This window comes from Bifidobacterium sp. WK012_4_13 (assembly GCF_041080835.1).
Lineage (GTDB): Bacteria > Actinomycetota > Actinomycetes > Actinomycetales > Bifidobacteriaceae > Bombiscardovia > Bombiscardovia fermentum.
Window position 1 is genome coordinate 942410 of record NZ_CP129683.1, and the last position, 25765, is coordinate 968174.

Below are 25765 nucleotides of genomic sequence, written 5' to 3' on the forward strand. Positions count from 1 at the left end.
GCCATGATGACTCCGATCACTCGCCTGACAGATTCCACTCCCTGACGACATTCCTGTCTGCACCCATGGCATAGATGACATCGGATATGCGCTGACGAATCCGGGCATCATTCGACGGATCCGTGCAGGTGTTGCCTTGGGTGATTGGACACCATTGGTATTGGCCGCCCTTCATGTTCGATGTGGCGACCCAATCGATGCGACTGACACCCCATGAACCGGGAATGCCCTTCTTCCCTGCGAACTGTATTCGGGCGGTCACTCCCTGATTGTTGACGATGCGATCCGCGGAGGCGCTGACGGCGATGGCATTGCCCAATCCATAGATGATCCACGTGCCGTGGTAGTTCTCGATGGGCTGAGCGCAATGACAGCCCGCCCCATAGATCACATCGAATTTGCCGGTTTCTGCGAGCGCGTGGGCCTCCGCCTTCTGCCATGAATCCGCATAGTCCAGATACTCCTGAACCGAATGCATCGCGAGAGCCACGATATCGGCTCCCTGTCTGCGAGCCTCGTCAGCCTTGGCGACGGCCCTGTCGATGTCTGCCTGATGCTGTGGGTCTCCAAAGTCGCGGAGCCGGTCGACTCTCCAGTCATAATCAGGAACCATCGCATTGAGGGAAACGGTGCCAGTCACCAGGCCGAGCTTGCCCCCGCCAGTGGGTGAATCGATGACCAGCGGCCGTTCGGAATCGGACTGTCTGACATATGAACCTGTCTGGGCTATTCCATGGGCCGCCAGCTCATTGCTGAGACGCGCGATGCCTTCCGCCCCTTGGTCCCATGAGTGGTTCGTCGCATGCGTGCACGCCTTATAGCCGACTTTCGAGACCGCATCAACGACCTCTGAAGGTATCGCAAAGACGGGGTAGCCGGCATAGGGACCGCCTCTTTTGGCGATCGGTGTTTCAAATTCGCAGACGGCAATGTCTGATGATCGAATGTAGTCGGCCATCGGAGAGAACAATGATGTGAAGTCGAACGCCGAACCGTCGCTGGACGTCGTATCCGGGCCTTGGAAATGCTGCCACAGGGTCGGATGAAACAGCAGATCGCCATTGACGAGGACCGAGATGCAGTCCTGGTCGCTGCAGCCAGGCGCATTGCCCGGATGCGTGACTGCAGGAGCCGGAGCTTCCATGGACTTCGACACTGCCCCATGCTTGCCTTCGCTGCCCATGTCAATGACGCCAGTGTCTCTCTCCAAAATGTGGAATGAAACAATCCATATAATGGACACTACAATGGTGGCCAGCAGGAGTCCCATCAGCATCGCAATCATGCGACGAGATCTGCTGCCACGCTGCTCTGCCTTGAGATGTTGCGGCTTGGAGCCGTTACGCATGGTGGATGACCGCCCGTCTGTTCGTCAGGTTGATTCACAGCTCTCTTTCAGCTATATACCAGACATTCTTGCATATTTCCAAGGCTGCGGTGTCGATTCACACCAATGTGCCGCAGCGAGCGCCCTCGTTCGCCCTGACCGGCATGAGCGAGAAAGTTATCCACGGATTCTGACTGAATTGCGAAAACCGATGAATTCATGAAGAGCAATGGGGTAGATTTGCCTCAGGGAACGGAAGGACAATGGCGTACCTTTCGCGCCCGCTAATTTCGCTCCATGGTCCGACCCCTATGCGGGTCGGACCATGGTTTGCATCATCCCAGGAGCCTGCCGCTTGCAACGCCGACCTTTCCACCCCCGAGGATGAAACGCTTCATCGAGCGCTGCAGGGAGGTCCGCTCAGGAAGCTGCTCGACGGGAGAGGGATCTTCATTGAAGACCCACTCGCGCCAATCCTGAGAATCCTCATCGAACTCGATGAGTTCAAAGCGTCGCTGAAAGGCGAGGATGTTACTGGATTCCGGCAAAAGCCGCTCGAGCGCAGGACTGAGCATCCAGCTCGTACAGTACTTCGGAAGCGAGCTCCACCGAGGGAAGCATTCGGCGGAGAACCGATCCCATAGCCGTATGGACTCTTCGACGTTTTTCGGCTGCAGACGGGCATCGGAGGGAATATGCACGTTGATCGTGGGACCCTGCACACCGATCTCAATGTCTTCAGGGTCCTGCGCGAACTCGTATTCGAGGCTTCCAACCCGAAACAGCGTCAGACTCAGCTGTCGGAATGTCCAGAAATCCCTGTCGAAACAGTAATGGTGATGGCGAGGGATGCTTTCTTCCACGAATCGGGTGAACGCCCGCATCGTGTCGAGAAATATCGCATCGGGAATGTGCAGCTGACGATACTTGGGCAGGGAGTATTTTCCAGCCGCTTCCAGCATGCAATGCAGCATGACGAAACCATCGGGATCCGCATTCGCCTGCGCTCCTGCACGAATTACGGATTGCAGCCGCTTCCAAGCCTCACGCCGATGCGCATGCTCGGTCAGAGATCGCAATATCCCTTGCATGTCAGCGTCATTGGACCAATCAGCGCCTTCCGCCTGACCAATCGCGTCAAGTGCGTTCAACACCTCCCGAGGCATGTCGAGCATGCGGGCAAGCTCGACAGCCGTCAACGATTGGGTCAGGATGTGGTTTTCTGCAGAATCCCCAGCGCGATTCATGCAATCACCGTCCTTCAGCGATGCGATGTCATTATGGAATCAGAGGGCACACCCTCTGAGGGCACACACTTTGACCTCCGCATTGGAGGAGCAGACCTCCCACGCGCAGACACACCGAATCGTCGGGCGGAGGGAACATATGGCGGAGACGAAGAGATTCGAACTCTTGGATCGCTTGCGCAATCAACACCTTAGCAGGGTGCCCCTTTCGGCCACTCAGGCACGTCTCCATCACGCCGATGGTATCCGATCGAAGCCATAAGACGCAACAGCATAATATCGTACCATGCCTTCAGGAAACGGCACAACAGACACTCCGCGAGGTGTGGCCTAAGTTCAGCGTTTGACGGAGCAAGGCCTCTCATGACCCATCACACGATAGGATGGCAGCATGAGCACATCACCGAGACTCGCGGCCGCAAAGCGGGACTGGGGTCACGATGAATCCGGCTGCACCATTCTTCACATTGACATGGATGCGTTCTATGCATCATGTGAAGTGGCGAGGCACCCGGAGCTTCGCGGCAGGCCGGTGATTATCGGCACCGGCATCCGCTCAGTGGTGAGCGCTGCGAGCTACGAGGCAAGGCCATTTGGCGTGAATTCCGCAATGCCAGTGTCACGAGCACGGAGACTATGCCCGCAAGGCGTGTTCCTTCCAGTCGACATGCCCTACTACAGGCATATATCGCAAAGGATATTCGACGAGGTCTTCAGCAAGGTAACCGATCGCGTCGAACGCGTCTCGGTCGATGAAGGGTACATGGACGTCGGGCCTGCACTGCTCCGTTGGAAAAGTCCCTCCGCCATAGCGCATTGGATTCGGACTCGGGTACGTCAACTGTTCTCACTCACCTGTTCCGTTGGCATCGCATCCAATAAACTGGTCGCGAAAATGGCCTCCACGAACGCCAAGCCTGATGGAATCCTTCTCATTCCGCAAAGCCGACAGGCTGAGTTCGTGCAAATGATGCCACTGCGCGCAATTCCCGGCATAGGTCCATCGCTTGAGAAAAAGCTCAATTCCTGGGGAATCAGCAGCGTGGAGGCCTTGTCCCGACTCGACGAGACGCAACTGGCAGGCATGGTCTCATCACCCGGAATGGCGCATACCCTGCATCTGGTTTCGCATGGAAACGATGAGCGCGTCATCGTGATGCACGCACCAGAGAAATCGATCGGATCCGAACGCACCTTCGCCAACGATGCGAGACTCGCGCATCCGGTGCTTGCACTGCTGCGCAGCTGCTCCGACGAGGTGGCATCCAATCTGCGATCGCACCACCTCCTCGCCCGCACCATCACGGTGAAGCTGCGGTTCGATGATTTGAGCTATCGAACCAAGGCACAGACCGTCGAGCGACCGTGCGACACCGCTCAAACCATATATCCGCTCGTCCGCGAGCTGTTCCAAGACATGCTGGGGATTGGCGATCCTCATGGTCAGTCCGCTTCCAAACTTCGGGAAGACACCCCCCTCCCCAGAGCGATCCGCCTTGCCGGAGTGAGCGCTTCCAATCTGTCCACAACGCACAGCACACCAATTCAGGCGACTATAGACGACATTCTTGATGAGCAGGACTCCAGCCGTGAGAGGAAACATGGCGAAACGGAACGAGCCGTCGACTCGATTCGCCAACGCTATGGCAAACGGGCCATTCATATCGGACTGTGAGGTCCCGCCATGAATTCCACTCTGCGGAAAACGCGGAATTCCAGCATGCTCATCACACGATGGTCATCACCCGATGCCCGCCACCCGATGCCCGTCACACCATGGATATCACACCATGGATATCAAGAGATGCGTCCGCATGTCATCATGCCATTCTCTCGCCCGTAAGCAGGGAACAACTCGGAAGTAGAGCGATTTGGGAAGCAAAGCGCAACTTGGAAGCAGCGACCAATGGCTACAGGTCAGTCGACTGCATCGAGGAAACGTCCAGACTTGCTGCTTTGAGAGCCGCGCCGATGTCTATGTCCTCCCGCATGATCGTGAAGTCACGCACTATGCCGCTTTCCCCGCGATCAGACGCGCGGATGCGGTTTCTATCGCCTCGTCCGAGGCGGTTATCGAGAATCTGAGATATTCCGGAGCCCCATAGAATTCTCCGGGGCTCGGAACGATTCCAAGCGTCGAAAGCCTCTTCATGTCTTCCCAGCAGTCGTGCCCGAGCGCATGCACCCATACGTAGAGAGCCCCCTGCGGCATATGGGCGTCATAGCCATATTCCTGCAGAGCATGCACCAACGTATCAAGACGTGCATGATATCTGGCCTTCTGTTCCTGAACCGCCTCGATGTCACGCAATGCGGCAGACATGGCATGCTGCACAGGGCCAGGAATGATCAGTCCGATCTGCTTGCGATAGCGGATCATGTCTTCGATGATGTCGTCGTCACCGGCGATGAACGCGGTCCTATAGCCGGCCATGTTTGATTGCTTGCTCAATGAATACAGGCTCAGGATCCCGTGCGCGGAACCCGCGCAGACCTGAGGATTGAGCATGCAGGGAGCCGAGTTGAAGACTGCGGACATATCGATGGCTTCGGGAACGTCCGCATACGGACGCTCGCCAGTGTCGGTGCGATGCTCAGACAGCGAGTAGTCACGAGCACCTCGCCAGTCAAGGAATGCGTAGCATTCGTCAGAGAGGACAATGGCGCCTATCGCACGAGCCGCAGCGACGATCGCAGCCAAACGCCGCGAATCAATGATGTCACCCGTCGGATTGCTCGGAGAATTTACCCACACGGCCCTGACGTTATCAAGGTTCTGCCATGATGAGACATCGGTCACATCATCGACCTTGACCACTGTCGCACCCGCCATCTGCGTGCCAATCTCATAGGTTGGATAGGCCACGCGAGGCTGGACGACAACGTCATCCGGACCAAGATGCAGCAGACTGACCATCAATGCGACTGCCTCCTTCGAACCCACCGAAGGAACGACTGAGGCATGGAGCATGGTCAGGTCAACGCCACGCTGCCGCAGGAACCAATCATGAATCGCATTTCTCAGCTCGCCCGAACCTATCGTCTGCGGATATCCGTGGGCGTCAGGAGCGTCGCAGGCCTGCGCCAAGGCAGCGCGAACGGATTCTGGGACCGGATCCACCGGCGAACCCACCGAAAGATCGACAGATCCCCCCTCATGGCAGCGGGCAAGCTGACGGAACTTCGCGACGCGCGACCAATCATACGGTGAATCGAAATTTTGCAATCCCACAAGCACTCAACTCCAAGATAGTAGAAAACATAGGCTGTCTGACCCTATATCCAGTCTAGCCCAGGCCATTTCGCGTCGAAGGTCATGCACGGCATCGAGAGCTGCAGCCGTCGGTGCGAAGCTGGAATCGAACGATTCCCTCCGAACTCATACGCTGACTGATCTGTGCCAAGAATTACTTCGATAGCGTTCCGGCGCGCGCATCGTCCTCAAGACTCGCGCTTCCCAGGCGCGAATGTCCGTAGGAATAGCCGAAATAAATGACGAAGCCAATGATGAGCCAGACTACGAATCGGATCCATGTGAGCACGGAAAGATTCAGCATCAGCCAGAAGCAGGCGATTGCGACGAGAATCGGAATCCAGGGACTGCCCGGCACCGAGAACGAGCGCGGCACATCGGGACGCTTGCGACGCATGATGGGCACCGATATCGCGACCAGGGTAAAGGCAGAAAGCGTACCGATGTTGACCATGTCGGAGAGAATGCCGATGTCGAAGCAAGACGCGATCACTGCGACCACGACGCCACCGATGATCTGAATGGAAGCAGGAGTGCCGTGACGTCCGGTCTTCGACAACCCTCGAGGCAGCAATCCATCGCGGCTCATCGCGAATACGACGCGCGTGAGTCCAAGAAGAAGCACCATCACCACCGTGGTAAGGCCGATGACGATGCCGAAGGAAATTATCTTGGCGGCCCAAGTCGCACCAACCAACTCAAAACCAGTGGCCAGAGAGGGTTCGTCGGCCTTCGCCAAATCCTTGTATGACACCATTCCAGTCGTCACGATGGCGACCAATATATACAGCACGGTGACGATGGAAAGCCCCAGAATGATTCCTCGAGGCACTGTTCTGTGAGGATCCTTCGCCTCCTCCGACGTCGTGGCGACCACGTCGAATCCGATGAATGCGAAGAAGACCAAGGCCGCGCCGGAGATGATGCCCGGCACCCCATAGATTGATGGGGCCATGCCGGTCACCCACTGCCACAATGGTTCGGTCATCGTTCCGGTGACGGTTGCGCCCTTCACAGCCCCGGCCGGAAGCGAGGATGGTATGAAGGGCGAATAGTTGGACGCCTTGACATAGAAGAATCCGACGACGATGACGAATACGACTATGCCGATTTTCAGAATCGTCAGGGCACCGTCGACGCGGGCGGAAAGCTTGGTTCCCAGAACCAGCAGAATCGTGAAGAAGGTCACGATGATGATCGGGGCGATGTCGAGCCGGAACCAGCCGACATAGACGTTGGTGTTGAAGTTCAAGCCCATCAATTGCATGAAGTCGTTGAGATACACGCCCCAGTACTTCGAGATGACCGAACCTGCCATCAGCATCTCAAGAATCAGGTCCCACCCGATCACCCAGGCAACGATCTCACCGATTGTGGTGTAGGTGAACGTGTATGCGGAACCTGCGACAGGAATCATCGAAGAAAATTCCGCATAGCACATGACTGCAGCGCCGCAGACGACCGCAGCAAGAATGAAGCTGAGGATCACGGCGGGGCCTGCATGATAGGCGGCGGCCTGCGCGCCGACGGAGAATATTCCCGCGCCGACCGCCACGGCGACTCCCATGACCGCAAGATCCCAAGCATTCAGCGTTCGCTTCAGCTTGCGATGCTCCTCGCCTGTTTCAGCGACTGTTTGTTCGACGGACTTCGTTCTGAATAGTTGCATTCCCTGATCCCCATATACGCCATCGTTGCGAGGACTGCATTGCACGGCCCTGTGGAATCAAAAGTATATGCCGATTCGTGCTTCGTGCAAGCCTTCTCATGTTTTGCCGTGCACGATGGGGAATGTGGCCGACCTTGCGTCAACCTTCGTGCCGCCCGCACATCGGCGACCGTCGGTCGCCAGACATGCCTGTGTGGTCAGAAATCCACACTCGGCGTTTCACTGGCATCGGTCATGACGTGATGTTGGCGCTTTCCGATGAAGAAGAGGAAGTCGAACCTGATCCTGATGAGTCGGAACCTGAGCTGGAACCCGAATCTGAAGAACCCGAGCCTGAGCTGGAACCCGAACCGGAATCAGAACCAGAACCAGAACCGGACATTCCGTTCATTCCTCCTCCGACCTGGCCGTAGCCCGTTCCAGGATATCCGGTCGTGGTCGAGCTCGATGACCCTGAAGTCGAGGCATACACGATCAACCCTCCACCAAGGCCCCCAAGAAGACCGCATAGCAGCGACATGCCGGCAACCAGACCTACTACGCTGCCCTTGATTCCAAAACGCTGCACGAAGGTCTTCTTCTGCGCACGCATGGGAACCTGGCTGCGGCCATCCGCGTGACCTCTGTTCCAATCCACCGGATTTGCATTTCGCTGGGGATTGAAGTTATTCCCCTGCGGTGCTCCGTTTGGATAGGCGCTGCGAGGGATTCCTGTCCGATTCGGCATCGGAGCGCGGTTTTGGCTGACAGGATTGGGACGCATGGATGAATTCACAGGATTCGAACCGTAAGCCTGATTTGAGCCATACGAGGCATTCGATCTGACATAGCCGTTCGGCATCTGACCAGATGCACCTTGCGGAGCATTCGCATACTCCGCATTACGGGCATCGGCCTGGTTCGCACCCAAGGAATTGCTGGGACTGCCAAGTCCATCCGCATTATCTGGATTGATGGGCTCAGAGGGGACATACCCATTGCTGCGCATCTGCTCGGGGCTGACGGGATACTCGCCGATTGGATGCGCCGGGCGCTGCTGTGGCTTCGAAGCTGGCTGGTTCACTTCGGGATTTGTGTTGTTGACGTCACTCATGATGGTGGCCTTTCTTTGCGACTGACTCCATTCAAGGACCTGAATCGTGTGAAAGGCTGTAGCGATACTGCGTATGAACATATGTGTTGCGCAATGTCTTCAGGAAAAAAGCTGAAAGAAAGCTGAATCCTACCGTCTTGTGGGTCGCTGCGCGAGGAATCGCTCCTTGGCTGCACCTTGAAGCAGATGCCATTCCTGGCAGCGCTTCATTCCTGGCAGCGCTTCATTCCGAGCACGACCGGTTCCGGAACGAGCGTGATGCCAAAGGTGTCTAGGACGCCTCTCTGAATTGCATTCGCGAGACCCCAGACTTCCTGTGCCGTGGCTCCTCCAAGATTGGTGAGCGCCAGCGTGTGGACTGAGGACAAGGCCGCACGGCTTGACCTGCCGACGCTGTATCCCCTATGGAACCCTGCATGATCGATAAGCCAGGCGGCCGAAGTCTTCATGCCTAGCTGTCCGTCAGGAAGAGTCACCTCGAATCGTGGCGCATCGTCTGGAAGGGATCTCGCATCGTCAACGTGCATCTGGGGATTGACGAAAAAGCTGCCGCAACTATGTCTGTCGGTGACCTTCGCCTCGATGCCCGTCATCTCCTGGACCGCCTTGCGAGCCTGCGCGACGCTCTCGTCCCGTCTGGTGCCGGACATCCATGCATTGTCGTAGCGAGCAGGATCCTCGAGCATGCCCTTGGCAGCCCGAACTCTCAGCACGGCATCGCGAATGAGCTCCGTGTCCATGAGATCACCGATGTTGGAGTCCAGCGCCCTGGCGAGCTGCGCATATGAGATCTCGCCCATGGCGCGGTGCCTGAGGGCGAAGGTGACGGAAAGCACGACGAACCGTGGAGTCGGGAAGAACCTCGCACCACGCTTCGTGAGCATTGAACGTTTCAGCGCGGAAGTGCGGTAGCCGAATTCCATGTGGCTTCTGTCCATGAAGCGGACGACCTTGTCTTCGCGGTCCCAGACCTCGACCGAGTCGACGCTTGTCGCGACTTCCTGCCCATAGGCACCAATGTTCTGAACTACCGAGGCCCCAACGGTCCCAGGTATGCCAGACAGCCCCTCCACGCCTTCCAACCCGAGCGAAATCGCGAATTCAACGAAATCATCCCAGTTGCTTCCGGCGCTGGCAGTGAGATGGACGGTCGTGTCAGATCCCTCTGCCGGAGCGGCCTCATCGGGAACCACAATATCCCGTCTCGCATCCCTGATGACCACGCCTGCGAAGGCCTCGTCACCGGCCAACATATTCGATCCTCCCCCGAGAACGCAGAGGGGCATGCCATCATGGTCAGCATCTTCGATCGCTTCGATGAATCCGACTCTCGTCGTCGGTTCGATGAAGCGTGAGATCTCTCCTCCCACTCCGATCGTGGTCAGGTCTGCGAAAGTTGGTAATGCATTCATGGACATCAGCCTATCTCACCCGAACCAGTTCTTCGGTTGAATCGTTCATTGAAGTCATCGCGCACTCTCTGAATTGGCACGGCCTGCCTCCAGTCCGCCAGCAAAGCCTTGGCGACGAAGTGATGGGTGCATCGTTCACAGGCCTGCGAACTCCAATGACAGGGCTCGAATTAACCGAGCCAGAAAAAGGAAGGCCCGACCTTACGGTCGGGCCTTGCAAAACACACGTGAAGAATTCAGCGGGTCTCGCGGTGAATGGTCTGCTTTCCACAACGTGGGCAGAATTTTTTCAGTTCGAGACGATCCGGAGTGTTGCGACGATTCTTCGTCGTGATGTAGTTACGTTCCTTGCACTCGGTGCACGCCAGCGTAATGCCTGGACGAATATCTGCGGCCTTTGCCATAGTTCACCTCTATTAGTCTTTCCCACTGGATGTTACCAGTGATTGTAGCGAGGGAGAGACTCGAACTCTCGACCTTACGATTATGAGTCGTACGCTCTAGCCAGCTGAGCTACCCCGCCATGGAGCCTCGAGTGAGAATCGGACTCACGACCTCTTCCTTACCAAGGAAGTGCTCTACCACTGAGCTATCGAGGCGTGGCGGATAGTGGATTCGAACCACTGAAGCATTACGCGGCTGATTTACAGTCAGCTCCCTTTGACCGCTTGGGAAATCCGCCATGTCACCGAAAACGGCAACTTTGTTATCTTGCCACGCTTTCTGAAAACATGCAAGTCACAGAGTCGCCGTGTCGCACTTAATTGCCTTCCGTTTCACAACCCGATCTCATGAGACCCATCGATCCGATGATATGCGCCCACTCAGGCACGAATGAGACGCCTGCTCAGAAGTCCCAGTCGTCGTCATCGGTCTCGACTGCCTTGCCCATGACATAGCTTGAGCCTGAACCCGAGAAGAAGTCGTGGTTTTCGTCGGCGTTGGGACTCAGGGAGGCGATGATCGCAGGGTTGACATTGGTGGAGTCAGATGAGAACAGGGCCGGGTATCCGAGGTTCATGAGAGCCTTGTTGCCGTTGTAGCGCAGGAACTTCTCGACGTCCTCGACCAATCCGACGCTTTCGTAGAGACTGCGAGTGTAATCGACCTCGTTGTCATAGAGGTCGTTCAGCAGCTCATAGGTGTAATCGCTCAAATCCTGACGCTCCGAATCCGAGACCTTCTCAAGGCCCTTCTGATACTTGTAACCGATGTAGTAGCCATGCACGGCCTCGTCACGGATGATCAGGCGAATCACGTCAGCCGTGTTCGTCAGCTTCGCATGGCTTGAGAAATACATCGGCAGATAGAAGCCGGAATAGAACAGGAAGGACTCAAGCAGCGTCGAGGCGACCTTGCGCTTCAGAGGACTGTCGCCCTCATAATAGTCGAGGACGATCTGCGCCTTCTTCTGCAGGTATTCGTTCTCCTCACTCCAGCTGAATGCGTCGTCGATCTCAGGAGTCGAGGCAAGCGTCGAGAAAATCGAGGAATACGACTTCGCGTGCACCGATTCCATGAACGAAATGTTGGTGTAGACCGCCTCTTCATGGGGCGTGAGCGCATCAGGAATCAGCGAGACCGCGCCAACGGTGCCCTGAATCGTATCAAGCAAGGTCAGGCCGGTAAACACATGCATCGTCAGCGTGCGCTCGGCGTCAGTGAGCTTCTGCCAGCTGGGGATGTCGTTGCTGATCGGGACCTTTTCCGGAAGCCAGAAGTTACCGGTCAGACGATCCCATACCTCCAGATCCTTGTCGTCCTCAAGACGATTCCAATTGATTGCCGAGACGCGATCAATCAGTTTCAGTGGCTGTCTCGGTACGGAAATAGGTACCATGTGTTGTTCCTTTCAATTAATCCTTATGCAAGATACGTCTGAATGCGCTCAGAGCTGGCAGCTGACGCAGCCCTCGACTTCCGTTCCTTCAAGGGCCTGCTGACGAATGCGGATGTAATAGAGCGTCTTGATTCCCTTGCGCCATGCATAGATCTGCGCCTTGTTGATGTCACGGGTCGTTGCGGTGTCAGGGAAGAAGAGAGTCAGGGACAGTCCCTGGTCGACATGCTGCGTTGCCACGGCATACGTGTCGACGATGGCCTTCCAACCGATTTCGTAGGCATCGTCATAGTATTGCAGGTTGTCGTTGGTCATGTATGGTGCCGGGTAATATACACGTCCGATCTTGCCTTCCTTGCGAATCTCGATCTTCGACGCGATGGGGTGAATCGAGCTCGTGGAGTGGTTGATATAGCTGATCGAACCGGTGGGTGGCACTGCCTGAAGATTCTGGTTGTAGATGCCGTCCTTCAAGATGGCGGCCTGCAGTTCCTTCCAGTCATCGACCGTTGGAATCTCGATCTTGAACTTGGCGAAGAGATCGCGCACGAACTGGGTCTGCGGTTCAAGCGAACGGCGACCGTCGGTGTATTTGTCGAAGTAGTTGCCTTGTCCGGCCGGCTTTGCATACGCCGACTTCTCGAAACGCGCGAATGCCGTACCGCGTTCGACAGCGATGCGGTGTGACGCCCGATAGGCATGGTATGCGACGGTCATGAAATACATGTCGGTGAAGTCAAGCGCCTCCGGCGAACCATAATGCATGCCCTCGCGAGCGAGGAAGCCGTGGAGGTTCATCTCGCCGAGACCGATGGCATGGCCTTCGTCGTTGGCACGACGGATCGATGGAACCGCATCGATATGCGTGTGTTCCGCCACCGACGTCAATGCACGAATCGATGTCTCCACCGTGTCGGCAAGACCGCCGTCGATGGCCTTCGCGATGTTGAGCGAGCCCAGGTTGCACGAAATGTCGCGGCCGACATGCTTGAAGGTCAGGTCCTCGTTGAACTCGTTTGGTTCCTGCACCTGCAAAATCTCGGAGCAGAGGTTGCTCATCGTGATGCGGCCGTCGATCGGGTTGGCACGGTTCACGGTGTCTTCGAAGACTATGTATGGGTAGCCGGACTCGAACTGAATCTCGGCTATGGTCATGAAGAATTCACGGGCATCGATGTATTTCTTGGAGATGCGGTCGTCGGCAACCATCTTGTCGTAGTTTTCGGTGATGGAAATGTCGGAAAGCGGCTTGCCATACACGCGCTGCACATCGTATGGGCTGAACAGTGCCATGGGCTTGCGCTGCTTGGCAAGTTCAAAGGTGATGTCGGGGATCACCACGCCAAGCGAGAGCGACTTGATGCGGATCTTCTCGTCCGCGTTCTCTCGCTTGGTGTCGAGGAATCGAAGGATGTCAGGGTGATGTGCCGACAGATAGACTGCACCGGCTCCCTGCCGAGCGCCGAGCTGGTTGGCATACGAGAAGGAGTCCTCAAGCAGCTTCATGACTGGAATGACGCCGCTGGACTGGTTTTCGATATGCTTGATCGGTGCGCCGAGCTCACGCAGATTGCTGAGCAGGAGTGCCACGCCGCCGCCACGCTTCGACAGCTGGAGCGCCGCGTTGATGCCACGCGAAATGGATTCCATATTGTCTTCGATGCGAACCAGGAAGCAGCTGACCGGCTCTCCACGCTGAGCCTTGCCCAGATTCAGGAATGTCGGGGTTGCGGGCTGGAAGCGACCGCGAATGATCTCTTCCGCGTATTTGATGGCCAGATCCTCATCTCCCGATGCCAGTTCAAGAGCCACTGCAACGCAGCGCTCAGGGAAGTCCTCAAGGTATTGCTTGCCATCGAAAGACTTCAATGCATATGAGGAATAGAACTTGAAGGCACCGAGGAATGTCTCGAACTCAAATCCCAGAGACTCGGCATGGGCATAGATGCTGTCGAGGAATTCCGGTGTGTATTCGTCGAATACGCGCTTGTCGTAGTACTGATTGTTGAGCAGATAGCTCAGACGCTCATGCGTTGAGTCGAACTGTCTTGTGTTGTCCGCAACATGCGAGGTAACGAATTCGCGTGCTGCCTGCCTGTCCTTGTCGAACTGAATCTTTCCGTTGCTGTCATAGAGATTCAGCATCGCGTTCAGTGAGTGATAGTCATGCGCCGAATCGTAGCCTTCATCGCTTGTCTGGTCCATTTCGAGCGCGGTGTCTTCCTGAGCTGCCATTGATTTCCCTTCGCAGTGTGTGTGTTCGTGTGTTGCTGTATCTAAGTTGTTCGAACCTAAGCTTGTTGTTGTTTCTTGATGTTCGCGAAGAATTCAGGAACTCCCTTGCGTACCTTTTCCTCGTCTTCCTTCGTTCCCATGAGCTCGAAATAGTAGAGGAACGGCACCTTGCACTTCTTGGACACGAGATCGCCCGCCATGCAGAAGGCCTCGCCAAAGTTAGTGTTGCCGGATGCTATCACTCCACGAATTCCATTGCGGTTTGCACGGTCGTTCAGGAAGAGCCTGACCTGCGTCGGAACTGCCTTATCCGGGCTTCCGCCGCCATAGGTCGGCACGACGAGAATGTATGGCTCACGAATGTTCAGCGAACCGCCTCGACGGTGCAGAGGGATCCGATAGACGTTGATGCCTTCATGCTCAAGATGGCAGTTCCTGATGAATCGTGCGGTATTCTCCGAAGCCGACGAGAAAAACACCACAGCTCCCCTGACTTCACCTTCCGCAGGAATGTCCGGCGTGCTGATTGCAACCGAATCGACTCCGGCTGTCTCGTCTTGCCGCTCTGTTCCGCAGGCCTGCACGCCCTCATCTCCATGATTGATGTCGCTCATTGCATTGGCCGTTTTCTCAAGTGTTGCACCCATGAATCCCCCTCATCGACGGGTGCGACTCACATGACGGCATCCGCAGACTCTCTTATCTCAAACCATTGCGAAAAACTACTATATCTAGGTATCACCATAAATGCTAACACTAGATATAGTGTTTCGTGTGGTTAATATCACATTGGTGTAATTTGACTTGATTCGCCCTCTACGAACTGCTTTGTTCGCGAGATTCCGAGTTTTGCGGCAATTCTCAGGTATAACTGCTGCATTCCCGCTAGTTCTAGAGATCATTTCAACGAAAATCAGTCGCTATACCTGAGAATTGCCGCAAAACTCGGAATCTCGAACTTTCTTGGCTCTTGTCAGACCAAAAGCCCCACGGTCTTCAACTTAGAGCATGTCTGGATGACCAGATCATTGGCGGCAGCCTCGCCCACGGTGAAGCGGATTCCTTCACCGGCGAAGACTCGAGTCGAAAGACCAGCCTTGATGAAGTATTGCTCCGCTTCTTCGGTCTTCTCACCAAATTGAATCCAGAAGAAGTTCGCCTCGGCATCGGGAATGGTCCAGCCCTGAGAACGCAACGCCCTGAGAACGCGCTCACGTTCGGAAATGATGACCTGGACGCGGTCGTTGAGCTCGTCATAGGCATCCAGGCTGGCCAGCGCCGCTGTCTGAGCGACGCGAGAGACCCCGAAAGGCAAGGCAACCTTGCGCATGCCGTCAATCACATCCTCGGGGGCCACTGCATATCCGATGCGCAGCCCCGCCAAGCCATATGCCTTCGAGAAGGTCTGCGCGACGACTACATTGGGATACTCCTGGAACAGTTCCATGGCAACGGCCGTGTTGGGATCGGTATTGAATTGGAAATACGCCTCATCGAAGAGCACGATGACGTCGTCGGGAACCGCATCCAGCAATGTGCGGGCATCGGCATCGCTGACCGGCACGGCAGTTGGATTATTCGGGTTGTTCACGATGATCAGCCGGGTTCTTTCGGTTATCGCGGCAATCATTGCCTCGATATCGTGATGGCCGTCGGATGTAAGCGGAACCTGGACGCTCCTTGCGCCTGCGGTGGCGACTATGATCGGATATGCCTCAAAGCTTCTCCAAGGATAGACGACCTCATCTCCCGTCCCTGCGAGCAATTGCACCAACTGGGTGATGACCTCGGTCGAACCGCATCCAAGGCAAATGTTCTCGGGTGCCACGCCCGTCTCCTTGGCAAGTCGCTCAACGACCCCCCAGCCGCGCATGTCAGGATATCTGTTGATGTGGCTGAGCGCGTCATCGACGATCGCGGCCTTCACACTCGCAAGGGGTTCAAAAGGATTCTCATTGCTCGATATCTTATATGTGTGGCGATTGGATTTCGGAGCCGGCTTCCCCTGCTTGTAAGAAGGAAGAAGATCGATATCCGTGCGATGTTTGAAAGCCATAGCCCTATCCTATGCCGTGGCCTGACATACAACGCCTGAATGGCGGCGCACATGCATGAGCGGATTATGCGAGGATTCGCAGGGCGCTGACTCCTGCAGCCATCGAATTTCGCTCGCATCCTTCAGAATTCGTATAAGTTTTTTCTTATACATGGTAGAAGATGCCCGGCTTTGCAATCGTCGTCGCCATAATGAGCACGGTGCGCCACCGGCGATTACGTGCTATTGATGAATCATGACATCAGATTTGATACATGAGGGCATATCATTCGATGAGCAGCCGTTGGGGTTCTCAACGCGTGCGATCCATCTGGGCAATGGAACAGACGCGGAAACCGGAGCGATTCGAAGACCCATCACCCTTGCGAATGCATATGAGCTTCCCTATGACGCCTCCACGCTGAACTGGTCAAGCTCGGATCTCAACCTGTATGCGCGCAACGGGCATCCGAACCAGCGCTATCTGGAACGCAAGATCGCCAATCTCGAGGATGCGGAGGATGCGGTGGTCCTTGCATCAGGGGTCGCCGCACTTTCGGCAACCTTCACGACGGTCCTTTCACGTGGGGATCATGCCATCTTCTCGGATACCACCTATATTGCCGCATACCGTCTGCTCAACGAGATCCTGCCCAATAAATACGGCATCGAGACCAGCATCGTGGACACATCGGACGCAGACAAGGTCAAGCGCGCCATTCGTCCCAACACCAGACTCATCCATATCGAGACGCCAGCGAATCCGACGTTGAAGGTTAGCGATATCGCAAGAATCTCACGAATCGGGCATGAAGCGAACCCAGACATTCTGATAAGCGTCGACAACACCTTCAACACCCCATACAACGTCCAGCCGATACGCCTCGGTGCGGATATCGCAATCGAGAGCCTCACCAAATACATCAACGGCCACGGGGACGCACTCGGCGGCTCGATCGCAACGAGCAAGAAGCTCACCGACGAGATACGCTTCACTGCCCAGGTCAACTACGGAGGAGTCATCAGCCCCTTCAATGCATGGCTGATCAACCGAGGTTCGGTGACGCTGCCTCTCAGGATGAGACAGCACAATGCGTCAGGGCTGCGCATAGCCAATCATCTTTGCAGACACCCGAAGGTGAGCTTCGTGGCATACCCGGGACTCACGTCACATCCGGGCCATGAGATTGCCCGCAGCCAACTGGCACATGCTGATTCCGGATATTCCGGTGTCATGAGCTTCGGACTGCATACCGACCACGACGGATACAACCGGTTCATCGCAGCGCTCAACATCGTGACCTCAGCGGTTTCGCTTGGACACGACGAAAGCCTGATCGTCTTTCTCGGGGAGGATGACGAGCGCCAATTCCTGTACCCCAAGGAGTTTCACCACGGCTTTGTCAGATTTGCAGTCGGACTCGAAGACGCCGACGATCTGATTCGTGACCTTGACCAGGCATTGTCGGTCATCTAATCCTGTGGACCGCACGGGTCCACAGGTCATAGCAAGCCACACACTGCAACCCCATCAGCCTCGTGGATGCAGAAGCGACCTCGGAAAGATCCATCCTGCCGCAATCCTGCATCTGGCGAGCAGACCCGTCTCACGCTTCCTCACCTCGAGCACGGCCTGAATCATCTTTCGAAGATCAAGATCGTTCAGCGTCGGAGGAGTGCCATCGGGTGTCTTCCCGCCATACGCTGCAGCAGCTGCCAGACCATAAAGCTCGCGTATGTCGGCTGCGGCGCCATCGTCCTGTCTCGAGACCGCATCGGCCACTGTCTCGGCGATGTCAAGGTCGGTGGCTTGCGCTGTCCATCGCAGACCGGCATCGATCGCAGTCGCCACAAGCTCCTGCCACATGACCATCGCAGTGGCCGGCGTATCTGGCAGCGGATGGGTCTGAATGCTTCTGAATCGTCTCCGCCGTTGCAGATGGCGAAGGGTGGAAGGGCCTATGGCAGCAATCACAGCCGCCAGAACGAGCGTGGAAATCAGCCATGCCCGAGAAGAAATTCCTGCATCGCTCCGCTTGCCCGCATTCCTGCCGTCGTCCCGGACACCCGATGACGATTCAGAGGGGCTTGCCGACTGTGCCGACGACGTCGACGATGCCGTGGGAGTGGCAGCGACAGAGGATGTCGAGGACGAGGAACTCGAAGCCTCGGCAGGTGTCGTCTCCTCAGCCGCCGAGGAAGCATCAGACGCCGGTGTGACATCGAAGGGAACCCAGCCGATGCCATCGATGTATGTTTCCACCCAGGCGTGCAGCTGATCCGCAGTGACCGTATGGGTCCCACGCTTCTCCGTTCCTGCGTTGTATCCCAAGACCATGCGTGTGGAAAGTCCCATTGCGCGACCAAGCACGGCCAGAGCGGATGCATAGTGAATGCAGTATCCGGACTTCGTCTTCAGGAAATCGCCGATGATCTGCATGTTGCCCCGGCCATTGCCGTCAGGGGCGTCCAAGGAGTAGGTGAAGCCACTGGTATTGAAATAGCCCACAAGATATCGCATTGCTTCTATCTCCTGCTCGGCGTTCGCGCCGTCGGTGGATACCCCCTGGCTGCGTGCCCTGTCCACCACAGCCTGTGCATCCTTCGGGAGAGACTCGGGCAGGGACCCATAATATTGGCGCAGACGCCTGCCCTCACCGGTGTCATCTGCAGACAGCGTCCTCAGACGCGAACGGAACAGATTCAGAGTCGATGAAGCGCTGGAGCTCTGCGAGGAATCACCACCGCCACCGTTCGACCCCTCACCCATCTCGTTCACATCCTGGGTCAGCTCTGCCAGAACCTGCTTCATCTCTTCCTGAACGTCACCGATCTCGAAAAAATCGGACGTCTTCTGAATCGGTCGAAGGTACACACTGCTTACGCCATAACGAGTGCCATCCTTGGAGCCTGAATCATTGGTGAACAACGAGCCGTCATATCTGGTCAGCCAAGACGAGGAATCGGCGGCACCCGTGAACCTCAACCCAATTCCAGGAACAGGCAGAAAACTGGACGAAAGGGATTTGATGTCAATCGAGCTGCTCTGCAGATCGTCTTCCAGATAATCACCGCCGAACACGCTCAGCGATGCCATGCGGGCGAGCAGCGTGAGTCTGTCTGACGAGGTGGAGAAGGGAGAGGAGGAAGCGTCTCGCTGCGAGCCGTAGATGCCCCCACCAGCCGCAGTCTGACCACTCGAACCGTAGTCATCGTTGCCGGAAGCGTTGAGGTTGAACGACCATGTGTCTCCGTTGAAATTGCCCAAGGTAGACATGCGCATGTAGAGGGCGCGGTCGGAAGTGTAGGTGAAGACGGTGGCAGCGGAACCACCTTGGAGATTTCTCTTGAGGTCGATGAGTGGGCTGATCGTCTGGCTCGAGAACAACCCCGGAGCATCACCGTATCCGATGGAAACACGCTGTGCCAGCGCGAGAGACAGAGGCGTGGTCATGATGGCGATGGCAGCCATGCATGCACATACTGCCGTTGGGACTGGTGCGAACACATCGATTCCACCAGCGCCCAGCCATTCAGAGGGACGCGAGGCACGATGATGCTGCGTTTGCTTTCCTGGCGGTGGAACGATGGGACGTTTTGTCGTCCACAGCAGGGTCAGTCCCGAAAGAAGCACTGCGAAAAGAACCCACCATTGAGGACTTGCCCCTACGACAAGATAGCTGAAGCTCATTGCAACGATGGGGAACACAGCCAACAGCGGCGATGCCTGGACCTGCGTCATCAGGCATCGCAGCAGCATCAGCGTCAGGGTCGCGATCATGATTATCAGCGCATCGGCGTCAGCGTCGACGCGCACCGGAGGATATTGCTCATACATGCCGTTGAAGCCGTCTGCGAGCGCAGTCCAGGCAGTCGAAAGGCCGGAAGGCATCTCCACGCTGTGACGCACCCCATCAGCCGCGGTCTCGGTCACGGTCTGTGCCTGCTCGAAGAGCCAGACACCATGGGCCTGATAGATGCGCATATCGGCGACCAGCACTCCGGAGACGAGAAAGAGCGCACAGTCAACGCCTGTCCTCAGCAACGACCTCGAAAGGCTGCTCGGCGCGATAGCGATCTCGATCGACAGGACGGAGAAAGCTGCTGCGACATACCATCTCCAGGCTCCCTGGGCTTCGATGACGGCGGTGACAGACTGCAGAGTCGCCAGGAATACACACCACAGGGCAAGTACCGTCATGAGCTGGACGATTCGTGCATTGAGGGCCGAGCTTCTGGCCTGCCCACGCAAGGCACGCATCGAACGACCGCCATTCGAAACTTGACGATCTCCAGACTCTCCCGACCTGGGCAATGCAGCGGCTGGGGATTCGTCATGGGAGAGATCTCGCGAAGGTTCCTGCGGGCTGGCGCTGAAAGTTCCATTGCGCCGTCCAGAATTCAAAGCATCATGCCGATGCGCGACGACACCCATGAACGGTTCGGCACGAAGAGAGGATCTGCGCCCCGATGCCGCGACTTCGCTGTCGATCTTCGCGGCATCGCTGCGGCGGGGCCCACCACCCGCATCTTTTCCACCCCCTCCTGCATGGATCAGGCGCAATTGCGGATCATGCTCGACCTTGTCGTCTGGCTGCACATGAATGACTTCGTAACGGTCGGAAAAAACGGAACGTCGCAGTCCTGTCTCCAACCGGCTCCTTTCAGAAGAGGATGTCAGCACGATCAAGCGGTTGAAATCACGGAGAGCGGGATTCGATTCATCGAATATCGGGGGCTCCCCCTGCCCAGGGTCTTCATCGCCATGGAACCTTCGCACGGAATCAGTCACGCCATGTGCAACGATGTCATCTGTTCCACGGCCCGAAGCGTTCGCGTCGCCCAATCCTGCAGCCTGCAGAGAAGCCAGGAAACGGTTGGCTGCCTCACCCGCCTCAGCGATGATCCGCCCGTCAGAGACACCTATGCGGGCATCGGATGGCATGCTGCGATTGCAGAGCATCAAAGCCTGAACGATGCATGATTCAAGATGATCGTCGCCCATATCAAGCAGCACAAGCACCGTGGCGGGAATTTCCCTGCTGGATTCGCGAGTCATCAATTCGCCACGATGGGCCGTGTATTTCCAGGCGATCGTGCGTGGGGAATCGCCTTGCATATATGCCCGGACGCCGTTGAAGGACTCTGCCTGCGAATTCCCTGATGCAAATCCGCTCAGCACCCTCGTCCGCTGCATGCTCCGAGTGCGCACATCAGGCAGTACCAGAAATTCATCGTGCACATCCCTGAGGATGGCCCGCATCCTCCAGATTCCGAATGGGTCAAGCCAGACGACCACCGAGGAATTCAGTCGATAGAGCCCACGAATCGGCGGTATCGGACCTACGATGCGTTCAACCGTGGCACCATGCTGGTCGAGGCTCTCCCACTGACTTCCAGCCATCACGGCGCGCGGCAGCACCAATCGACGCATCCTCGATGAGACATTCAGGACAATCATCCGGGAAACGCCATCTACATCCGGCATCGCAGCCGCAGGATCACGGATGCATGACGATGTCAGCAGCTTCCTCTGCATGCCTACCAAGGCAAGGGATGCAATGACTATCAGCCACGCGGCAACCGACGAAGCCATCAATGACCTGTCGTCAAGCATGAGTCCGAAGAAAGTGAGTGCAGCGGCGACAGCCGCCACGAGCGCTCCGCCTGCCGTCGGCCTGACGCTGCCATGCGCATGCCAGCGATGAATCACCTTGGAGCGCCAGGAACGGCAAGCCGAGCGAATGACGTTCATCATGTCAACGCATCGCTGGTTTCGGCAGTGCGAAGCTTCGTGGAACCATCCGATGCCGACATCGCATGCAATCTTTCTGTGATGCGAGGAACCGGAATGTCGTTCACGACCTCGTCAAGAATGTCCCTGCGGCGTTCGTCTCCACCGTCCCCATGCGCATTCACCAGAACCAGGCGGTGTGCGAGCACCGGAACTACAAGTGTCCGAACGTCGTCGGCAATGACGAAGTCCCGATTGCGCATGAGCGCATGGGCGCGCGCCATGGCAGCAAGCGCCAGGGCTGCCCGAGGCGAAGCCCCGAAGCGAATCTCGCCGTCGACGCGCGTCGCATTGACTATCGCGACGATGTAGCGAGCGACGTCCTCGCTGACATGCACCTGTGAAGCCTGCCCACGCAGCCTGACCATGTCGTCGAGACTGCATATCTGCCGCAATGATTCGAGAGGATCGTCCTGCCCGGTCCCTGCAATGGTCCTGACCTCCGCCTGCTCCTGCGGATACCCGATGCTTGTGCAAGTCATGAATCTATCCAGCTGAGCCTCTGGCAGCGGAAAGGTGCCTTCCAGCTCGATGGGATTCTGCGTTGCGACCACAAAGAACGGATCGGGGAGCACATGGGTCTCCCCGTCTGCGCTGACCTGTCTTTCGGCCATCGCCTCAAGCATGGCTGATTGGGTCTTGGGGTTGGCGCGGTTGACCTCATCGGCAATCACGATGTTCGCGAACAGGGGCCCGGGGCGAAATACGAAATTCTCAGAACGTCGGTCGTAGATGCTCACACCCGTGAGATCGCTCGGCAGCATGTCAGGAGTAAATTGAACGCGATGCACGGTTCCTGCCATGACCTTGGCCATCGCCCTGGCCAGCGTCGTCTTTCCAACCCCTGGAATGTCTTCGAGAAGCAGATGGCCGCCGGCCGCAACCGTCATCACGGCCAGTTCAATGACGTCGCGCGGGCAATTCAGCACGGCGTCAAGCGCATCGACTATCTCGTTCGAGGCATTCCGATCGACCATATCTCCCCCAAGCCAGCTGGACACATCCCATTGTACGTAAAAACCCCGCAGAGCATATCTCTATGCCCTACGGGGTGAACCATCAGCTATGGCGTTACTTCAGGATAGCCAAGATGTCATGCGCCGAAACGATGAGCAAATCCTCACCGTCATAGTGGACTTCGGTGCCGCCATACTTTGAGTAAAGAACCCTGTCTCCGGTCTTCACGTCAACAGGAATGCGCTCGCCTTTGTCGTCCAGGCGACCTGGTCCGACAGCAAGGACTTCGCCCTGCTGAGGCTTTTCCTTGGCGGTATCTGGAATCACAAGACCAGAGGCTGTTGTTGTTTCAGCCGCTGCCTGCTTGATGACAATTTTGTCTTCCAACGGTGTGAGTGAGATCGACACTGTGGACCTCCTCTTTCTTATAAGAGAATCGATAATGTTCGCGCCATGACAATGTCGAGCGGCTGACGGGACACTCCACACGAGTCATTCGCGCTACACGACATCGTAGCGCGAAATTAGCACTCTGCCAACTCGAGTGCTAAGTCAAAATGAAAAACCGCTGTGAGCGAAACGGCAGCGTCACTTGCTGCCACGCCGGGAAAGAATGGCATCCAGGCCGATACTGAGCGATTCCGAGCTCTGTGCCGGAGGCTCCACACTTGCGTGAATCTCGGCATCGTGGAACGCATGGGAATCGCTGCCCGACTCCTCGGAAGACCCATTGGCCGTATCTGAGGAATCCTCAGCAACGGCATCCTCGCCCTGCGCATCGATCGCACTGTCCGCCAGCGCTGACTGCAGTTCAGCCTTGCCGACCACCCCTGCGACGGAGATTTCACTGGTCTCATCCTCGACCTTGGGCCTAGGAATGGCGACGGATACCTGCCTGCTGGACTTTATCTCAAGGCTCTCGGGCCCATCTCCATCCTGCTCGGGCGATTTGCGAACCGTTCCCAGCGAGAAGGATATCAGATCCTGAGAGGCTGCCTGCTGCTGTGAGTTCTGTTCAAGCTTTGGCATGTCAACGTTTGGCAAGGCCGCCTTGCCCGATGTGGCCTTAGCCTGCTGTGGAGCAGCGTTGCGGGCTTCCTGTGGAGCCATGGACCGCGCGGTCTTCCCGGCGGTCTTCTCCACGTCCGCGGAAGCCCGTTCGGTCGGGGATGCGTCAGCGACGATCACCGATGCTTCGGCTTCGCCAGTGCCTTCCGTGCGGTTGCGCCCTGAATCAAGCGGAGCCTTTTCTGCATTCGATTTCGCTGCATTCGATTTCGCCGCATGCCGCTGCTCCTGCCTTGCAAGTTGAAGAATGCGCTGAATCTCGGCCTTATTCAAAACATCGGTTGCCGTCGCAGGGGCAGCCTCGGATTGCCGCAGCGAACTATGTGGCTGCTGATTCTTGCGGATCTGACGCTGTGCCGACCTTGATGGATGGGCAGATCCTGATGTCTGAACCGACTGTGGTGCACGGGTCGACTGAACGGTCGGATTCTTGGAGGAGCCGACCTCCGGCTGTCGCTCAGCCTGCATCCGAGCCCGTCCGTCGGATGCACCCCTGTTGACCGGACGTCTGCCGGCGGCATCCTGTCCGCCACGGTCCGCGGCGGCGATGCGCCGTTCCCATTCGCGCGCGGCACTCGAAGCGCGGGCTCCCAGCGCCAACACGACTGCAAGCAATGCAACGGGAATCAGGCAGTACCAGAAGGAAATAAGCTTTGTCGCGGATATGGCGACAAGAACGATGGCAATGACGGCGAGCGTGGCGACAATGAGCTGGCGCCTTCGAATCGCCGCACGCCTCATCTGGCGAATCCGTTCAATATGCTCTTGTTTGTGCGCAGCATTTCTTTGCGTCCTATCAGAGTCCATGAACGAACCTTTCACTCTTTGCATGTCGCCAGCATGCGACCTGGCATCACCGACGCGCGCGGCATCATCCTGCGTCACCACATGCAACGATGAGGAGTATCTGTCTTCGCGATGCTCCGATGCACGTCTCATCCCCATTATGGTCTTCCCCGGCAACCAACCGCAAATGAGAAGCGCAGCAATCACTAAGAGCACGAGACTGCTTAGTGATTCATAGTTCATAACGCCTACGATAGAGTAAGAATGGTGTTTATGTAATAAACGCCATGGCGTGTCGGACAAATTTAGCGAGCGCGACTCACTTTTCGATCATCGAAGACCGACCGTCCAAGCCTTTCGGTGACTGTCGTCTCCACGTCGGTCGAAAGGAGCGCATATGAATCATGGTCCCTCCACCTGCCGTTGATATACATGTATTCCCTATGCAGTCCCTCTCTGGGAATGCCCAGTTTCTCCACGATACGTTTCGAACGTTGGTTGGAAGGAAGAATATCGATTTCGAGACGGTGCAGACGGGGACCGTCGACAGCAGCGAAGGCCCAGTCTGCAAGCATCGCAAGCGCGAGAGGTGCGAATCCAAGACCTGCATGGCCGCGGTCCATCCAGTATCCCACGGTCCCGGTCCGCATCGAGCCGTAGCAGATTGCTCCAAGAGATATCTGACCGACGATCCTGCCTTCGTATTCCACCATGAACACTATTTCCGAACCTGACTCTGCAAGTTCCCGCTCTCGGCGAACCCACTGCAGGAACGATATCCCGCTTCCGTGCATGGGGTCTCCAGACTCCCATGGCTCAAGCCACTCGCGATTCCTGCTTCGCAGGGTGTTCCATTCGACATCATCCTCCTCTCGGACCGGACGAAGTCGAATTGCAGGCATGCCTTCGGGAGCATCGATTTCAATCGGGGTGCGGAAATGGCTGTTGTCGAAATGCGGCCTGAATGCATCCCTTAATGATTGGAAAACGGACATGCCGCCATTATCGCACTTGTGGGCGGGAAACTGGCATATCACGCATAAGCGAGT

At 56.7% G+C, this 25765-nt stretch carries 18 protein-coding genes and 4 tRNA genes; 2 read left to right on the forward strand and 20 right to left on the reverse strand.

Going from position 1 to position 25765, the window contains the following annotated elements; all coding sequences use genetic code 11:
* Nucleotides 1-16: 16 nt before the first annotated feature.
* The 3 genes from QN062_RS03720 to QN062_RS03730 form a co-directional block, all read right to left on the reverse strand.
* The gene (locus QN062_RS03720) at nt 17-1348 is read right to left on the reverse strand and encodes a CapA family protein (protein ID WP_369342254.1); all 1332 of its coding nucleotides are present in this window, start codon (nt 1346-1348) and stop codon (nt 17-19) included.
* Nucleotides 1349-1662: 314 nt separating this feature from the next.
* Complete coding sequence (locus QN062_RS03725) at nt 1663-2574, reverse strand: acyltransferase domain-containing protein (protein ID WP_369342255.1); 912 nt, start codon at nt 2572-2574, stop codon at nt 1663-1665.
* Between the two features lie 140 nt (nt 2575-2714).
* A tRNA-Ser gene (locus QN062_RS03730) sits at nt 2715-2804 on the reverse strand.
* A 161-nt stretch (nt 2805-2965) separates the two neighbouring features.
* On the opposite strand from QN062_RS03730, the gene dinB reads away from it, so the two are divergent.
* Nucleotides 2966-4249 (forward strand): DNA polymerase IV, encoded by a 1284-nt coding sequence (dinB, locus tag QN062_RS03735; protein ID WP_369342256.1) that lies wholly within the window; start codon nt 2966-2968, stop codon nt 4247-4249.
* 333 nt (nt 4250-4582) lie between these two features.
* Here the strand turns inward: dinB and dapC are convergent, their stop codons facing one another.
* From dapC to QN062_RS03795, 12 genes are all read right to left on the reverse strand, one after another.
* On the reverse strand, nt 4583-5806 hold the full coding sequence (dapC, locus tag QN062_RS03740; RefSeq protein ID WP_369342257.1) for a succinyldiaminopimelate transaminase: 1224 nt from the start codon (nt 5804-5806) through the stop codon (nt 4583-4585).
* Nucleotides 5807-5981: 175 nt separating this feature from the next.
* Nucleotides 5982-7496: an amino acid permease gene (locus QN062_RS03745; RefSeq protein ID WP_369342258.1), complete on the reverse strand. Its 1515-nt coding sequence runs from the start codon at nt 7494-7496 to the stop codon at nt 5982-5984.
* A 232-nt stretch (nt 7497-7728) separates the two neighbouring features.
* On the reverse strand, nt 7729-8589 hold the full coding sequence (locus tag QN062_RS03750) for a hypothetical protein (RefSeq protein ID WP_369342259.1): 861 nt from the start codon (nt 8587-8589) through the stop codon (nt 7729-7731).
* 206 nt (nt 8590-8795) lie between these two features.
* On the reverse strand, nt 8796-10001 hold the full coding sequence (locus QN062_RS03755) for an FAD-binding protein (protein WP_369342260.1): 1206 nt from the start codon (nt 9999-10001) through the stop codon (nt 8796-8798).
* Between the two features lie 236 nt (nt 10002-10237).
* Nucleotides 10238-10405 carry a 50S ribosomal protein L33 gene (rpmG, locus tag QN062_RS03760; protein ID WP_369342261.1) on the reverse strand — a complete coding sequence of 56 codons (168 nt, stop codon included), beginning with the start codon at nt 10403-10405 and terminating at the stop codon, nt 10238-10240.
* A 45-nt stretch (nt 10406-10450) separates the two neighbouring features.
* Nucleotides 10451-10524: transfer RNA gene (locus QN062_RS03765), tRNA-Met, on the reverse strand.
* A gap of 1 nt (nt 10525) precedes the next feature.
* Nucleotides 10526-10600, reverse strand: a tRNA-Thr gene (locus QN062_RS03770).
* A 1-nt stretch (nt 10601) separates the two neighbouring features.
* Nucleotides 10602-10683: transfer RNA gene (locus QN062_RS03775), tRNA-Tyr, on the reverse strand.
* Between the two features lie 165 nt (nt 10684-10848).
* On the reverse strand, nt 10849-11841 hold the full coding sequence (gene nrdF, locus QN062_RS03780; RefSeq protein WP_369342262.1) for a class 1b ribonucleoside-diphosphate reductase subunit beta: 993 nt from the start codon (nt 11839-11841) through the stop codon (nt 10849-10851).
* A gap of 48 nt (nt 11842-11889) precedes the next feature.
* Nucleotides 11890-14076 carry a class 1b ribonucleoside-diphosphate reductase subunit alpha gene (gene nrdE, locus QN062_RS03785; protein ID WP_369342263.1) on the reverse strand — a complete coding sequence of 729 codons (2187 nt, stop codon included), beginning with the start codon at nt 14074-14076 and terminating at the stop codon, nt 11890-11892.
* Between the two features lie 56 nt (nt 14077-14132).
* Entirely contained in the window at nt 14133-14723 is a 591-nt protein-coding gene (gene nrdI / locus QN062_RS03790) for a class Ib ribonucleoside-diphosphate reductase assembly flavoprotein NrdI (protein ID WP_369342264.1), read from the reverse strand.
* Nucleotides 14724-15049: 326 nt separating this feature from the next.
* Nucleotides 15050-16132, reverse strand: coding sequence for a histidinol-phosphate transaminase (locus QN062_RS03795; RefSeq protein ID WP_369342265.1), 1083 nt, complete (start codon nt 16130-16132; stop codon nt 15050-15052).
* Between the two features lie 235 nt (nt 16133-16367).
* On the opposite strand from QN062_RS03795, the gene QN062_RS03800 reads away from it, so the two are divergent.
* Nucleotides 16368-17588: a PLP-dependent aspartate aminotransferase family protein gene (locus QN062_RS03800; protein WP_369342266.1), complete on the forward strand. Its 1221-nt coding sequence runs from the start codon at nt 16368-16370 to the stop codon at nt 17586-17588.
* A gap of 54 nt (nt 17589-17642) precedes the next feature.
* Here the strand turns inward: QN062_RS03800 and QN062_RS03805 are convergent, their stop codons facing one another.
* The 5 genes from QN062_RS03805 to QN062_RS03825 all read right to left on the reverse strand — a co-directional run bounded on the left by QN062_RS03805 (nt 17643) and on the right by QN062_RS03825 (nt 25711).
* On the reverse strand, nt 17643-21869 hold the full coding sequence (locus QN062_RS03805) for a transglutaminaseTgpA domain-containing protein (RefSeq protein ID WP_369342267.1): 4227 nt from the start codon (nt 21867-21869) through the stop codon (nt 17643-17645).
* Nucleotides 21866-22882: an AAA family ATPase gene (locus QN062_RS03810; RefSeq protein ID WP_369342268.1), complete on the reverse strand. Its 1017-nt coding sequence runs from the start codon at nt 22880-22882 to the stop codon at nt 21866-21868. The genes QN062_RS03805 and QN062_RS03810 overlap by 4 nt, the downstream gene beginning before the upstream one ends.
* Nucleotides 22883-22976: 94 nt before the next feature.
* The gene (gene groES / locus QN062_RS03815) at nt 22977-23270 is read right to left on the reverse strand and encodes a co-chaperone GroES (protein WP_369342269.1); all 294 of its coding nucleotides are present in this window, start codon (nt 23268-23270) and stop codon (nt 22977-22979) included.
* 180 nt (nt 23271-23450) lie between these two features.
* On the reverse strand, nt 23451-24875 hold the full coding sequence (locus QN062_RS03820; RefSeq protein WP_369342270.1) for a hypothetical protein: 1425 nt from the start codon (nt 24873-24875) through the stop codon (nt 23451-23453).
* 146 nt (nt 24876-25021) lie between these two features.
* A complete protein-coding gene (locus QN062_RS03825; RefSeq protein WP_369342271.1) occupies nt 25022-25711 on the reverse strand; it encodes a GNAT family N-acetyltransferase in 690 nt (229 codons plus the stop codon).
* Between the last annotated feature and the right edge of the window lie 54 nt (nt 25712-25765).